The organism is Sphingomonas kyeonggiensis, from assembly GCF_014204495.1.
Classification (GTDB): domain Bacteria; phylum Pseudomonadota; class Alphaproteobacteria; order Sphingomonadales; family Sphingomonadaceae; genus Sphingomonas; species Sphingomonas kyeonggiensis_A.
In genome coordinates this window covers 1,133,786-1,146,681 of the sequence record NZ_JACHLN010000001.1, presented here as the reverse complement: position 1 = coordinate 1,146,681, position 12,896 = coordinate 1,133,786, and the positions used below count along the sequence as shown (strand labels likewise).

At 68.2% G+C, this 12,896-nt stretch carries 11 protein-coding genes; 2 read left to right on the top strand and 9 right to left on the bottom strand.

Annotated features, from left to right (window positions below):
• Positions 1 to 50: 50 nt before the first annotated feature.
• The 6 genes from ftsH to HNP52_RS05645 form a co-directional block, all read right to left on the bottom strand.
• Entirely contained in the window at positions 51 to 2,012 is a 1,962-nt protein-coding gene (gene ftsH, locus HNP52_RS05670) for an ATP-dependent zinc metalloprotease FtsH (RefSeq protein WP_184163653.1), read from the bottom strand.
• A 67-nt stretch (positions 2,013 to 2,079) separates the two neighbouring features.
• Positions 2,080 to 3,081 (bottom strand): tRNA lysidine(34) synthetase TilS, encoded by a 1,002-nt coding sequence (gene tilS, locus HNP52_RS05665; RefSeq protein ID WP_184163650.1) that lies wholly within the window; start codon positions 3,079 to 3,081, stop codon positions 2,080 to 2,082.
• On the bottom strand, positions 3,059 to 4,030 hold the full coding sequence (locus tag HNP52_RS05660) for a tol-pal system YbgF family protein (RefSeq protein WP_184163647.1): 972 nt from the start codon (positions 4,028 to 4,030) through the stop codon (positions 3,059 to 3,061). Before HNP52_RS05660 ends, tilS begins: the two co-directional genes overlap by 23 nt.
• Before the next feature lie 91 nt (positions 4,031 to 4,121).
• Positions 4,122 to 5,054 (bottom strand): helix-turn-helix domain-containing protein, encoded by a 933-nt coding sequence (locus HNP52_RS05655; RefSeq protein ID WP_184163645.1) that lies wholly within the window; start codon positions 5,052 to 5,054, stop codon positions 4,122 to 4,124.
• A 109-nt stretch (positions 5,055 to 5,163) separates the two neighbouring features.
• Positions 5,164 to 7,443 carry a phosphoenolpyruvate--protein phosphotransferase gene (gene ptsP / locus HNP52_RS05650; RefSeq protein ID WP_184163642.1) on the bottom strand — a complete coding sequence of 760 codons (2,280 nt, stop codon included), beginning with the start codon at positions 7,441 to 7,443 and terminating at the stop codon, positions 5,164 to 5,166.
• Positions 7,444 to 7,518: 75 nt separating this feature from the next.
• Complete coding sequence (locus HNP52_RS05645) at positions 7,519 to 8,133, bottom strand: hypothetical protein (protein ID WP_184163639.1); 615 nt, start codon at positions 8,131 to 8,133, stop codon at positions 7,519 to 7,521.
• Between the two features lie 190 nt (positions 8,134 to 8,323).
• Between HNP52_RS05645 and HNP52_RS05640 the strand changes: the two genes are divergently transcribed.
• Both HNP52_RS05640 and HNP52_RS05635 read left to right on the top strand, forming a co-directional pair.
• Positions 8,324 to 8,680, top strand: a complete 357-nt coding sequence (locus HNP52_RS05640) for a PadR family transcriptional regulator (RefSeq protein WP_221416099.1) — start codon at positions 8,324 to 8,326, stop codon at positions 8,678 to 8,680.
• A complete protein-coding gene (locus tag HNP52_RS05635) occupies positions 8,680 to 9,636 on the top strand; it encodes a hypothetical protein (protein ID WP_184163636.1) in 957 nt (318 codons plus the stop codon). Before HNP52_RS05640 ends, HNP52_RS05635 begins: the two co-directional genes overlap by 1 nt.
• Positions 9,637 to 9,654: 18 nt before the next feature.
• Here HNP52_RS05635 and HNP52_RS05630 read toward each other — a convergent pair whose 3' ends face one another.
• From HNP52_RS05630 to HNP52_RS05620, 3 genes are all read right to left on the bottom strand, one after another.
• Positions 9,655 to 10,686, bottom strand: a complete 1,032-nt coding sequence (locus tag HNP52_RS05630; RefSeq protein WP_184163634.1) for a nitronate monooxygenase family protein — start codon at positions 10,684 to 10,686, stop codon at positions 9,655 to 9,657.
• 44 nt (positions 10,687 to 10,730) lie between these two features.
• Positions 10,731 to 11,450 (bottom strand): hypothetical protein, encoded by a 720-nt coding sequence (locus HNP52_RS05625; protein ID WP_260395929.1) that lies wholly within the window; start codon positions 11,448 to 11,450, stop codon positions 10,731 to 10,733.
• A gap of 163 nt (positions 11,451 to 11,613) precedes the next feature.
• Complete coding sequence (locus HNP52_RS05620; RefSeq protein WP_184163627.1) at positions 11,614 to 12,894, bottom strand: aspartate kinase; 1,281 nt, start codon at positions 12,892 to 12,894, stop codon at positions 11,614 to 11,616.
• Positions 12,895 to 12,896 lie beyond the last annotated feature (2 nt).

Here is a 12,896-nt window from a genome sequence, read left to right as displayed (position 1 = left end):
GTTGCCGGGAAGGGCTAATTCACATCCGTGTCGGCGGCGTTTCCGCCGGATCAGGCACCTTGCGGCGTCGGCTGGCCGAACGGCCCCTTGGGCTTGCGGATCTTGGGGATCGAGGTGCCTGCGACCGCGGTCGGGCGGGCGCTGGCGCCCGGATCCTCGCGGCCGAGATCCTCGCCGGCGATCAGCCGCTTGATCTCCTCGCCGGTCAGCGTCTCGTACTCGAGCAGCGCCTGGGCGATGGTGTGGAGCTGGTCGATATGGTCGCTCAGCAGCTGGCGGGCACGGCCGAGGCCGCGCTCGACGAACGCCTTCACTTCGCTGTCGATCAGCCGCGCGGTCTCGTCCGACATCGGCTTGGAGCGCGCCATCGAATAGCCGTACGCCTCATCGCTCTCGGAGAAGTCGAGCGGGCCGACATTGTCCGACAGGCCCCATTTGGTGACCATCGCGCGGGCGAGGCGCGTCGCCTGCATGATGTCGTTCGAGGCACCCGACGACACCTTGTCATAGCCGAAGATCAGCTCCTCGGCGACGCGGCCGCCGAACGCCACGGCGATATCGGCGTGCATCTTGTCGCGGTGATAGGAGTAGCTGTCACGCTCCGGCAGCGGCTGGACCATGCCGAGGGCAAAGCCGCGCGGGATGATCGTCGCCTTGTGGATCGGATCGGCGGTCGGCTCGTGCGCGAAGACCAGGGCGTGGCCGGCTTCGTGATAGGCGGTCATCCGCTTCTCGTCGTCGGTCATCACCATCGAGCGGCGCTCGGCGCCCATCAGCACCTTGTCACGCGCGTCGTCGAACTCCTGCGCCGCGACCAGCCGCTTGCCGCGACGGGCCGCGAGCAGGGCCGCTTCGTTGACCAGGTTGGCGAGATCGGCACCCGAGAAGCCCGGCGTACCGCGTGCGATGACGCGCGGATCGACGTCGGGCGCCAGCGGCACCTTCTTCATATGGACCTGGAGGATCTTCACACGGCCTTCGATGTCCGGACGGGGCACCTGGACCTGACGGTCGAAGCGGCCCGGACGGAGCAAAGCGGGATCGAGCACGTCGGGGCGGTTGGTCGCCGCGACGATGATGATGCCCTCGTTCGCCTCGAAGCCGTCCATCTCGACAAGCAGCTGGTTGAGCGTCTGCTCGCGCTCGTCATTCTGGTTGCCGAGGCCGGCACCGCGCGAACGGCCGACCGCATCGATCTCGTCGATGAAGACGATGCAGGGGGCCGACTTCTTGGCCTGCTCGAACATGTCGCGCACGCGGCTCGCGCCGACGCCGACGAACATCTCGACGAAGTCCGAGCCCGAGATGGTGAAGAAGGGCACGCCCGCCTCGCCTGCGATCGCGCGGGCGAGCAGCGTCTTGCCGGTACCCGGCGAGCCGACCAGCAGCGCGCCCTTGGGGATCTTGCCGCCGAGACGGGCGAACTTGGTCGGGTCCTTGAGGAACTCGACGATCTCCTGCAGCTCCTCGCGCGCCTCGTCGATGCCGGCGACGTCGTCGAAAGTGACCTTGCCTTCTTTCTGGGTGAGCAGGCGCGCGCGCGACTTGCCGAAGCCCATCGCACCCGAGCCGGAGCCCTTCTGCATCTGGCGGATCACGAAGAAGGCGATGCCGAGCATGAGCAGGAACGGCAGCGACTGGTAGAGCAGGTAGATCCAGATATTCGGCCCTTCCTCAGGGCGCGCCGAGACCTGGACGTTCTTGGCGAGCAGCGTCTCGATCATCTTGGGATCGTCGGGCGCATTGGTGCGGAACTTGCCGCCGCCCGTGAGCTCGCCGCTGACCAGACCGGTGGTACGCGAGACGTTGACCGACTTCACCTCGCCATTGTTCACCTTGGCGATGAACTGCGAATAGGGGATCGCGTCGCCAGTGGCCGGCGCGCTGCGATTGTCGAAGAAGGTCACGAACAGGGCGAGGCCCGCCAGGATGCCCACCCAGATCAACAGGCTCTTCATCCAGGGGTTGCCCCCATTCTCGGGACCCTGCGGCTGCTTGTCGTTGTCGCTCATGCGGAATCGGTACCTTTCACGCCCCAAGATAGGCATGGCCAAGTTAATGGCAATGGAACAGCGTCGATCAGTGTGATCGACGGGGTGGCGCCAGCTCGAAACGCCAGATAGCGGCTTTGGTTCGCCCGATCACTTCCGCAAGAGTACCGGTGCCCCCCGAATCGAGCGCGGCCAGCAGTGGCTCGAGCCCGGTCTCGCGCCAGTCGGGGCTGAGGCCATGCGCTTCGCGGACGGTGGCGACGGCGCGTTCGGCTAGACGTCGGCGGAGCTCGCGGGGCAGCCCGGCGGGATCGAGCGCGACCGTGCCGCCGGCGACCACCGCCCGCCCCTGCCATTCGCGCTCGGCGATCCAGGCAAGCGCATCCTCGGCGTCGCGCAGGTTGCGCGCCGCGGCAGCGAGGCGATCGGCGGGCAGGTCCCCGGCCTCGGCAAGCAGGGCGCGGATGCGGGCGCGGTCGAAGCGGGGGTCCTGGTTGGAGGGGTCGCGGACCGGGGCGATGCCGGCGCCTTCGACCAGCACCTCCAGCTCGGCACGGGTCCATCCGAGTAGCGGGCGGATAAGCTGGATGGGACCGAGCGGGCGCGCGGCCGCCATCGCCGCGAGTCCCCCTGCCCCGGCGCCGCGCCGGGCGCGCATCAGGAAGGTCTCGGCGACATCATCCTGCTGGTGCGCGGTGGCCACCCAGGCCGCGCGGCCCATCGCCCAGTCGGCGAGCAGCGCGTAGCGCAGCGCCCGTGCGCCCTGCTGGAGGTTGCCGGCGGCGGGAACGGTGCCGGCGAGCGTCTCATGCGGCACGTCGAGCTGGTTGCACAGGCGGCGGACCAGCGCCGCCTCCTCGGCCGCCTCGGGGCGCAGGCCGTGATCGACGGTGGCGGCGATCACTGAGCCCGGAAAGGCGGCATGGCCGAGGAGCAGCAGCGCGAGACTGTCCGGCCCACCCGAGACGGCAAGCGCGAGGACATTGTCGGGGGAAGGCGCGGCGCCGGTGAGCGCCACACAGTCCCGGCGGAAACGCTCGACCTGGTCGCGGTCGAGCGTCAGCCGGTCACTTGCACTTCTGACTTGCACGGCCCTCGGCCACGCCGGCCTTCATCTCGGTCGACAGCTTGTCGCCATAAAGCTGGTCGAGCTCGGTATAGACCTTGCAGACTTCGCTGGCGGGCTTCTTCAGCTTGATGAGCGCCTGGGCGAGATAATAGAGGCTGTCGGGCGCGCGCTCGCCCTTGGGGTTCTTCTTGTAGTTCTCATAGAACGCCACCGCCGCCAGGCTGGGCGCGCCGCTGTCGAGATAGGCGCGGCCGAGCAGGTTCTGCGAATAGCTGGCGCGGCGATGCGTCGGGTACTTCGTCGCGACGGTCTCGAGCTCGCGGCGCGCTTCCGGATAGAGCTTGGCCTGCCACAGGCGGAAGCCATAGGTGTAGCCGTCCTCGGCCGGATCGCCGGTGGCGGGCTTCTCGATCGCGGCGACCTGCTGCGCGCGCGTGCCGGTCGGCTTGGGCGCGGCGGGCGTGGTGCCGGCACCTGGCGCCGGGATGCTCGGACGCGTGCCGATCGGGGCGGGCGGCCGGATCACCGCGCCGGCGGTATCGGCGGGCACGGTGGTGTCCTCGCCGCCAAGCGCGGCAGTGGCGGTCGAACGATCCTCGAGCGCCTTGAGGCGGTTGTCGGCAAGCCGCTTATAGGCGGCGAAGGCATCCTCGAGCTGGCGCAGGCGATACTGGCCCTGCTCGACCTGGCCGGTGAGCGTGCGCTGCTGCTCCTCAAGCGCAGTCACGCGCTGGGTGAGGTCGCTCAGCGGCGAGCTGGAGGGCATGCCCGGCACGGTAGTGCTGGTCTCGGGTGTGATCTGGGGCTCGACCGTCTGGCCGGCGCCGCCCGGGAAGACCTTGCGCTGCACGGCGCGCATCTCGCGCTCCAGCCGGTCGACACGGCCGGAGATGGCGGAATCCTGGGCCTGGGCAGTGCCGGCGGCACCGAAGACGACGGCCATTGCCGTTGCAGCGAGAAGAAAACGCATCGATCACACCCCCCGGTGCAGGTCAAACAAGGTGAACGGAAATTCGCTATAACCGCCAGAAGGCACTTCCCGCCAGTCCCGGGGGAAATCCTTATGGCGTGCTGTTGCCAGCGCTCGTCGCAGCCGGCTCGACCGGTGCAGGGGTCGGCGTGCTCACCGAGAGGCGCGCAGCCGGGCGTTCGCGACGCGCGGCGGCCGGGGCAGCTGCGGTCGGTGACGATCCGGCGATCGGCCCAGCACCCGGCTGGTTGCGGTTGCGCAGCGCGTCGGCACTCACCTCGACATCCACCGTCGTGCCGGCACGGCCGAGCGGATCGATGTTCGAGCCGTTGAGCGTGACCTGGATCTTTTCCGGCCCGCCGGTGCGGATGCGCGGATGATCGGCATCGGCCGGCACGTCATAGCGCTCACCCGGCGCAAGCTCCTTCTCGACCAGCTTCTGGCCCTTGGCGTCGGTGACACGGATCCAGACCGTGTCGAGCGCAACCAGCGAGACCTGGCCGCCATTCGGCACCACCGGCGTCGCGGCATTGGCCATCACGCCATTGTCGGCGGTGTTGGCCACCGGCTCCTCGGTGGTCAGCGTCTCGGGCGCCGGCGCGCTGCCGCGGAAAAGATCGGTGCCGTAATAGACGATAGCGCCGGCGATCAGCACGAGCGCGAGGATGACGCCGAAGATCGCCAGGCCGCGCGGCGGCACGCGCGCCGGATCGCTGGTCTCATAGGCGGGTACCGGCGCGGCGCGCTCGGGATTGCGGTGCAGCTCGGTGCGCAGCTCGCGGGCGATCACCACTTCATCCGCACCGACCGCGCGGGCATAAGCCTTGGCGAAACCCAGCGCATAGGTGATCGAGGGAAGCCCGGCGTAATTGCCCTTTTCGATCGCTTCGAGATGCCGCTGGGGAATTCGGGTACGCGCCGCTACTTCGGGAAGATCGAGCCCCTGCGCTTCACGCGCGGCACGAAGCTTCTCGCCCACCGTGGTGGGGAACAGGGTCGGGTCTTCGGCGGCTTCGCCTTCCATCCATACTCTCCGTAGCGGAAGGGTTGCGCCCGGAGCTCCCGCCACGGCTGAAGCTGTCGTTCACCAAGCCGCCCCTGTCAACGCCGACAGGGGGTATTTTACCGGCAGATCAAGCCAGTTCGACGGAATGTTCGCTTGCCCAGGCTTCGAGCTGATCGCGCAGCGAACGCCCCGGTTCGGCCAGCATCGCGCCCATCGCATCGATCAGCGCCGCGCGATCGAGCGAACGGACCATCGCCTTGATCGGCCCGACCGCCGCCGGGGTGATCGACAGGCGATCGATGCCGAGCCCGAGCAGCGCCAGCGCTTCCAGCGGACGCCCGCCCATCTCGCCGCACACGCCCACCGGCACGCCTGCCGCCGCGCACTGATCGGCGACACGCTTGAGGAAGCGCAGGATCGACGGGCTGAGCCAGTCATAGCGCAGCGCCAGCTTGGGGTGCGCGCGATCGGCGGCGAACAGGAACTGGGTGAGGTCGTTGGTGCCGATCGACAGGAAATCGAGCTTGGGCAGCAGCAGGTCGAGCACCTCCGCGAGGGCCGGCACTTCGAGCATCGCGCCGTAGCGGATCTCGGTCGGCATCTTGCGGCCGCGCGCGGCCAGCCAGGTACGCTGCGCCTCGAACAGCTCGCGCGCCTCGTCGAACTCCCAGGGTTCGGAGACCATCGGGAACATGATGTTGAGCGGGCGGCCGGCACCCGCCTCGATCAGCGCGCGCGCCTGCGCCTTCATCAGGCCATCGCGATCGAGCGCCAGGCGAAGCGCCCGCCAGCCCATCGCGGGGTTCTCTTCCTCGCCGTCCTCGTCGTGATTGAGATAGGGCAGCGCCTTGTCTCCGCCGATATCGACGGTGCGGAAGGTGACCGAGCGGTCGCCCGCCGCATCGAGCACGTCCTTGTAGAGCCGGCGCTGCATCTCGCGCTGGGGCAAGGTGGCCGAGACGAGGAACTGGAATTCGGTGCGGAACAGACCGATGCCGTCGGCACCGGTCAGGTCCAGCGCGGCCATGTCGTCGCGCAGACCCGCGTTGATCATCACCGCGACCCGGTGGCCATCGGCCGTGACCGGCGCCACGTTCCGCATCTGGGCAAAGGCGGCGCGGCGTTTCTGGCTGAGCTCGAGCTTGGCCTCGAACGCCTCTTCCATCGCGGGCGTCGGTCGGACGAGCAGGCTTTCCTCGACGGTGTCGAGCAGCATCATGTCGCCTTCGGCGATCAGCTGGCGGATGTTGCGGACACGACCAAGCACCGGCACGCCCATGGCGCGGGCGACGATGGTGACATGCGCGGTGAGCGAGCCTTCCTCGAGCACCACGCCCTTCAGGCGGCGGCGGTCATATTCGAGCAGTTCGGCGGGACCCAGATTCTTGGCGATCAGGATCGAATCCTGGCGCAGGCCCATCTGCGCGGCGGTGCCGAGCTGGCCCGAGACGATGCGGAGCAGGCGGTTCGCCAGGTCCTCCAGATCGTGCATGCGATCCCGAAGCAGGGGATCGTCGATCTCGCGCATGCGCTGGCGGGTGCGCTGCTGGACGCGCTCGATCGCCGCCTCGGCGGTCAGGCCGGAATCGATCGCCTCGTTGATCCGGCGCGACCAGCCTTCGTCATAGGCGAACATCTTGTAGGTCGCGAGGATCTCGTCCTGCTCGCCGCCGCCGCCAAACTCGGCCTGGCTGGCCATCCGGTCGATCTGCTCGCGCATCTTGTCGAACGCGGCATAGACGCGGTGGCGCTCCGCCTCGGTATCCTCGGCGACGGTATGCTCGATGACGATGCGCGGCTGGTGGAACACCGCGACGCCGGCGGCCATGCCATCGACCAGCTTGAAGCCGTGGCCGAGCTCGGGCGCGGTCGACTGGAGCCGGGTGGAGCCGCCGGCGCTGGCGGGATCGATCAGGTCGGCATTGGCGATCAGCTCGGAGAGCACCATCGCCACGGTCTGCAGCGCCTCGATCTCCTCACTCGCATAGCGCCGCGATTCGGCATGCTGGACCGCGAGCACGCCGACCGAGCGCTCGCGCCGGATGATCGGCACGCCGGCAAAGCTGTGGAACGCCTCTTCCCCCGTTTCCGGGCGATAGGCGAAGGCCGGGTGCATCTCGGCCTCGTCGAGGTTCAGCGTCTCGACATTCTGGGCGATCGTGCCGACTAGGCCCTCGCCGAGCGCGAGCTTGGTGACATGGACGGCTTCCTGCGCGAGGCCGCGGGTGGCGAACAGCTCGAGCAACCCTTCGCGCAGCAGGTAGATCGAGCAGACTTCGCTCGACAGCGCCTCGCCGATGATGTTGACGACCGAATTGAGCTTCGATTGCGCCGGGTTGCGCGACGCCATCACGTCGTGGAGGCGCGTCAGGATTTCGCGGGCCGAGGCGGCGGCGGAAACGGGCATGCACAAGGCGCTAACAGATTGTGTTCGCCCGCGCCATGCGCCGACGAACACAAACCGTTACGGCTGCGAAGGTTTTTAACGCTGGAGGCTGGCCAGGCGGCTGCCCCAGGCGCGATCGGCGATCCGCCAGGCGTCGTAGTCGCGGTAGAAATCGGTGAACGGCGCCTCGAGCCGCGGCAGCGCGTCGGCCGCGAAGGCGGCGAACGCCTCGGGCCGCACCTGCCCCACTTCGGCCAGCACGTCGCGCGCGACGCGGCAGAAGCCGGTCTGGGCGGGTGGCTGGGCGAAGAAATTGTAGACGCGGGTCATGTCGCGATCGTGCCGCGAATCCCAGCCCGCGCCGTAGCGCGCGCGATATTGCGCCTTCACCGCCGTATCGGCCGCGGCCAGCGAGGCCCGGTGGCGGCCGAGCATCGCGTTATAGGCTGCGACCGTCTCGCGCTCCGCTTCGTCCCGGCAACCAAGCGCCGCAACGTTGAGCGCGGCGCGGACATGCCAGGCAGTCTGCTCACGCGAGATATGGTGATTGACGGTGTCGTACCGGCCATCGGCAGCGATGGCCGGGATCAGCTGATTGAACGTCGCCCCAGCCGGTGGCAGGGGCCGCGAATCCCCCCGATATTGCGCCTGCGCCGGAACTGCGCACGCGATTCCAACGAGCGCCGCAGCGCCCCAGATTACCTTCTTCATGTGTGAAACCCCCCGGTCTCTATCCCCGGTGACAGCTTCTCGCGACGCGCTGAATCTGCCCTGAAGAATCTTTGTGAATCAGCCGGTTACCGCTTCGATTCGTCGCATATTCCAATCACTTGCGTAACGATCGGGCGAAGGCCTTGCCGCGACATATACTGTGTACTACATAGTATGTGTCATACACGATATGAGGCACAGGACGATGCCGGTCGAGGAAGACCTGTTCGAGAAACTGCGCGTCGAGCTGCGGCGCGGATCGCTGGTACTGGCGGTGCTCGGGGCGCTGCGCGAGGAGCGCTATGGCTACACGCTGCGCACCAGCCTGGAGGAAGCCGGGCTGCCGATCGACGAAGGCGCGCTCTATCCGCTGCTCCGCCGGCTGGAGGCCCAGGGGCTGCTGACCAGCGAATGGCGCGAGGAAGGCAAGCGCAACAAGCGCTTCTACCGGCTGAATGCCGACGGCCTGCACGTGCTCGGCCAGCTGCTCGCCGAATGGAACGCGATTTCGGAATCGATCCTGCGCCTTACCGAGGGAGACAAGTGATGGACCTCATCGAACGCTATCTCGGCGCGGTGCGCTGGAACCTGCCCGCCGCCAAGGCCGACGACATCATCGCCGAGCTGGCCGACCTGATCGCCGCGCGGATCGAGGATCGCGAGGAAATGCTCGGCCGGCCGCTCGACAGGCGCGAGGTGAGCCAGGTGCTGCGCGAATTCGGGCATCCGCTGGCGGTCGCCGGGCAATATGGCGATCAGCGCGCGCTGATCGGGGCGGAAGTATTCCCCTTCTACTGGTTCGTGCTCAAGGTGGTGCTGGCGATCGTCGCGGTGATCGAGCTGGTGCAGATCGGCGGCGGGCTGGTGGTGACCGGCAATTTCGCCCGCGCGATGGCGCACGGATCGGGCGCGCTGGTCCATGCGCTGCTCTACAATGCCGCGCTGGTGACGCTTGCCTTCGCGGTGATCGAGCGGATCGGACTGCTCGACAAGTATCTCGCCAAATGGAAGCCCGAGGAGCTGCCCGACCTGGGCAAGCTGCGCCTCGACCTGCCGCCGAAGAAGCGCTGGGAGCCGCTGTTCGAGATCGGCTTGGGCATCGCCTTCCTGGTCTGGTGGGCCGGCGGCTTCACCGTGCCCTTCGTGCCGCATGACGCCGATGTGCGGATCACCGGCGCGGCGGTGTGGCAGGGGCTCTACTGGCCGGTGGTGGCGCTGGTCTCCACACGGATCGCGCTGAGCCTGATCGGCTTCCTGCGCCCGCACTGGAAGCCGGTGCGCGCCGCGCTGATCCTGGGCTGCACCGCGGGCACGCTGTGGATCGCCAAGATCCTGCACGAGGCCGGGCAGATCGTCACCGTGGTCGGCACGGACACGGTGAAGGCCGCCCGCGTGCAGGAGAGCCTGGACAAGAGCCTGGAGATCGCCGTGATCGTGATCGCCGCGTTGACCGTGTTCCAGTGCGCGAAGGAACTCTACCAGCTGTACCGGGAGCGCCGCTGAGGCGCTCCCCTGCAGGGATCAGGCCGCGCGCTTTTCCAGCGCGTGCGCCGCCTCGGCCATCAGCGTGGCGATGATCTCGGCGACCGGCTCCTCCCTGGTCACCATGCCGACCGACTGGCCGGCCATCACGCTGCCATGCTCGACATCGCCGTCGATCACCGCGCGGCGGAGCGCGCCGGCCCAGTAATGCTCGATCTGGAGCTGGGCTTCCATCATCTCGACCTTGCCCTCGTCGAGCGACTGGGCGACTTCGCGCTGCTTGGCGGTGAACAGCTCGCCACCCGCGTTCTTGAGCGCGCGGACCGGGATCACCGGCAGGCGGGGATCGATCTGGACGCTGGCGACGGCATCGCGGGCCGAGGCGCGGATGAATGCCTTCTTGAAGTTCGGATGCGCGATGCTCTCGGTCGCCGCGGCGAAGCGGGTGCCGAGCTGGACGCCGGCCGCGCCCATGTCGAGATAGCCGGCGATCGCCTCGCCCCGGCCGATGCCGCCGGCGACGAAGACGGGGACCTGGCTCGCCACCTCGGGCAGGATCTCCTGCGCGAGCACGCTGGTCGAGACCGGGCCGATATGGCCGCCGGCTTCCATGCCCTCGACCACCAGCGCGTCGACGCCGCTGCGGATCAGCTTCTTGGCGAGGCTGAGCGCCGGGGCGAAGCAGATCAGCTTGGCGCCATTGGCCTTGATCGCGTCGAGCGAGCCCGCGGGCGGCAGGCCCCCGGCCAGGACGACATGGCCGACATCATGCTTCTTGCAGACCTCGATCAGCTCGAAGAGCTGCGGGTGCATGGTGATCAGGTTGACGCCGAAGGGCTTGTCGGTGAGCGTCTTGGTGCCGGCGATCTCCGCGTCGAGCAGTTCGGGCGTCATCGCGCCGCAGGCGATCACGCCGAAACCGCCGGCGTTGGAGATGGCGGCGACGAGGTTGCGCTCGGACACCCAGGACATGGCGCCCGAGATGATCGCGGTTTCGCTGCCCAGGAATTCGCAGCCGCGGGCCATGCGGCGGGCCAGGCGCTCGGCGCCGACGGAAGATGCATTGGTCATCGCCCTCGCCTAGCCTCGGCAGGGGGCTCCCGGCAAGAGATCGCTCAGGGTTGGCGTGTCACCCGGCGATAGTCGATGCGGATCATCACCCATTCGCCGACCATCAGCTTGTCGTTCACCCGCGGCGGGCGGACCAGGAACTGGAAGGCGGCCTGGCGAACCGATCCGGCGAAACCGGTGCCGCGCGTCTCGTCGAGCTCGTAGCAATCCTCGACCCGGTTGCGCGCCACGGTGCGGCAGGCGACCAGGCCGAAGCCCGGGAAGCGGGCGCGGTTCTCGTTGATATAGGGCGACAGCTCGGCATCGCGCGGCTCGCGCACCCATTCGGCGACATAGAGCGTCTCGCCATGCCGGCCCTTGCGGCCCGCCACCGGCGTGTCGTTGGCACCGCCGCCACCACCGCCCGCATCGGCGGTGGCGCCGTCCGGGGCGTCAGCCGGCGCGCGCGACGGCACCTTGGCGATGTCGCCCTGCTGGTAATCGTTGCGGCTGAGCTTGAGGAAGGTCGGCGGGCCGATCGGCACCGGGCTCTCGACCGGAGTCGGCACCGGGGGAGGCGGCTGCGTCCGGGACTGCGCCTGCTGCTTCGGCGCGGCCTTTTTCTGCTGCTTCTCGGCCGGCTTCTTGTCGGGGCTCTCCTCGCCCTTCGACGCCTCGATCCCGAAGGTATTGAGGCTGTTGCCCTGCTTGCGGCCCGGAAGGGGCGGCACGAAGAACAGCAGGAGCGCCAGGAGCAGCAGCTCGATGACGAGCGCGATGAGCAAGGCAGCGCCGCGCCTGCGGAGCAGTCCCGAATCAGCAAAGAGACGGGAAGGCCACCGCATCACGAACTTCCCCCAACCACGCCCGCGCGGCGGCACCGCGACCGAAACATGGCAGCATCCAGCCGCATGTTACGGTTCGTTGCAGCCGGCGGTCAGGAAGCGATCACGCGGCCTCGTCGGTCGCATCGAGCCCATAGGCGGTGTGGAGGATGCGCACCGCCAGCTCGGTCTCGTCCTCGTTGATCAGGACCGAGACCTTGATCTCCGACGTGGTGATCGCCTGGATGTTGATCCCGCGTTCACCGAGCGTCTTGAACATGGTCGCCGCCACACCCGCATGGCTGCGCATGCCGACGCCGACCACCGAGATCTTGGCGACGCGGGTATCCTGCAGCAGCTCGGCGAAACCGATCGAGCCCTTGGCCTGGTTCAGCGTCTCGATCGAGCGGGCAAGGTCCGCCGCCGGCACGGTGAAGGTCACGTCGGTCGCGCTCGCCGAACCCGCGCTCTGGTGCGCGATGTTCTGGATGATCATGTCGACGTTGATGTTGGCCTCGGCCAGTGGATTGAAGATCGTCGCCACCGCGCCGGGCTTGTCCGGAACGGCAGTGAGGGTGATCTTCGCTTCGTTCTTGTCGTGCGCGATGCCGGTGATGAGCTGGCTTTCCACGTCCTGAATCTCCTCTTCGCCCACGATCATCGTTCCGGGCAGCGTGTCCGCCATCGGGGCATCGTCGCCGGTGAACGACGACAGCACCTGAACGCGGACCTGTTCCTTCATCGCCAGGCCCACCGAGCGCGTCTGGAGCACCTTGGCCCCGACGCTGGCAAGCTCCAGCATCTCTTCGTACGTCACCTTCTTGAGCTTGCGGGCCCGGGGGACGATGCGCGGATCGGTGGTGTAGACACCGTCCACGTCCGTATAGATGTCGCAGCGATCGGCCTTGACCGCCGCCGCCACCGCCACCGCCGAGGTGTCCGAGCCGCCGCGGCCGAGCGTGGTGACCCGGTTGCTGCCATCGCTGGTGACGCCCTGGAAGCCCGGGATCACCGCGACTTCGCCGCGCGACCAGCCTTCTTCAAGCCCGGCCGAATCGATCGACTGGATGCGCGCCTTGGCGTGCGCCGCGTCGGTATGGATCGCGACCTGCGAACCCAGCCAGGAGCGCGCCGGCACGCCGAGCGCCTGGAGCGCTACCGCAAGCAGGCCCGAAGTGATCTGCTCGCCGCTCGACACCACGACGTCATATTCGCGCGGATCGTAGAGCGAGCTCGCCTCGCGGCAGAAATTGACCAGCCGGTCGGTCTCGCCGGCCATCGCCGAGACGACGACCGCGACCTGGTTACCGGCTTCCCATTCGCGTTTGACTCGCGCCGCGACGCTCCGGATGCGCTCGATGCCTGCCATCGAGGTGCCGCCGAACTTCATCACGATACGCGCCATGG

Bases quoted from the DNA above. Each gene is read 5' to 3' on its own strand.
- ftsH (WP_184163653.1), bottom strand. From the start codon at position 2,012: ATGAGCGACAACGACAAGCAGCCGCAGGGTCCCGAGAATGGGGGCAAC.
- HNP52_RS05630 (WP_184163634.1), bottom strand. From the start codon at position 10,686: ATGACCAATGCATCTTCCGTCGGCGCCGAGCGCCTGGCCCGCCGCATG.
- HNP52_RS05635 (WP_184163636.1), top strand. From the start codon at position 8,680: ATGGACCTCATCGAACGCTATCTCGGCGCGGTGCGCTGGAACCTGCCC.
- ptsP (WP_184163642.1), bottom strand. From the start codon at position 7,443: ATGCCCGTTTCCGCCGCCGCCTCGGCCCGCGAAATCCTGACGCGCCTC.
- HNP52_RS05620 (WP_184163627.1), bottom strand. From the start codon at position 12,894: ATGGCGCGTATCGTGATGAAGTTCGGCGGCACCTCGATGGCAGGCATC.
- HNP52_RS05640 (WP_221416099.1), top strand. From the start codon at position 8,324: ATGAGGCACAGGACGATGCCGGTCGAGGAAGACCTGTTCGAGAAACTG.
- HNP52_RS05645 (WP_184163639.1), bottom strand. From the start codon at position 8,133: ATGAAGAAGGTAATCTGGGGCGCTGCGGCGCTCGTTGGAATCGCGTGC.
- HNP52_RS05655 (WP_184163645.1), bottom strand. From the start codon at position 5,054: ATGGAAGGCGAAGCCGCCGAAGACCCGACCCTGTTCCCCACCACGGTG.
- HNP52_RS05660 (WP_184163647.1), bottom strand. From the start codon at position 4,030: ATGCGTTTTCTTCTCGCTGCAACGGCAATGGCCGTCGTCTTCGGTGCC.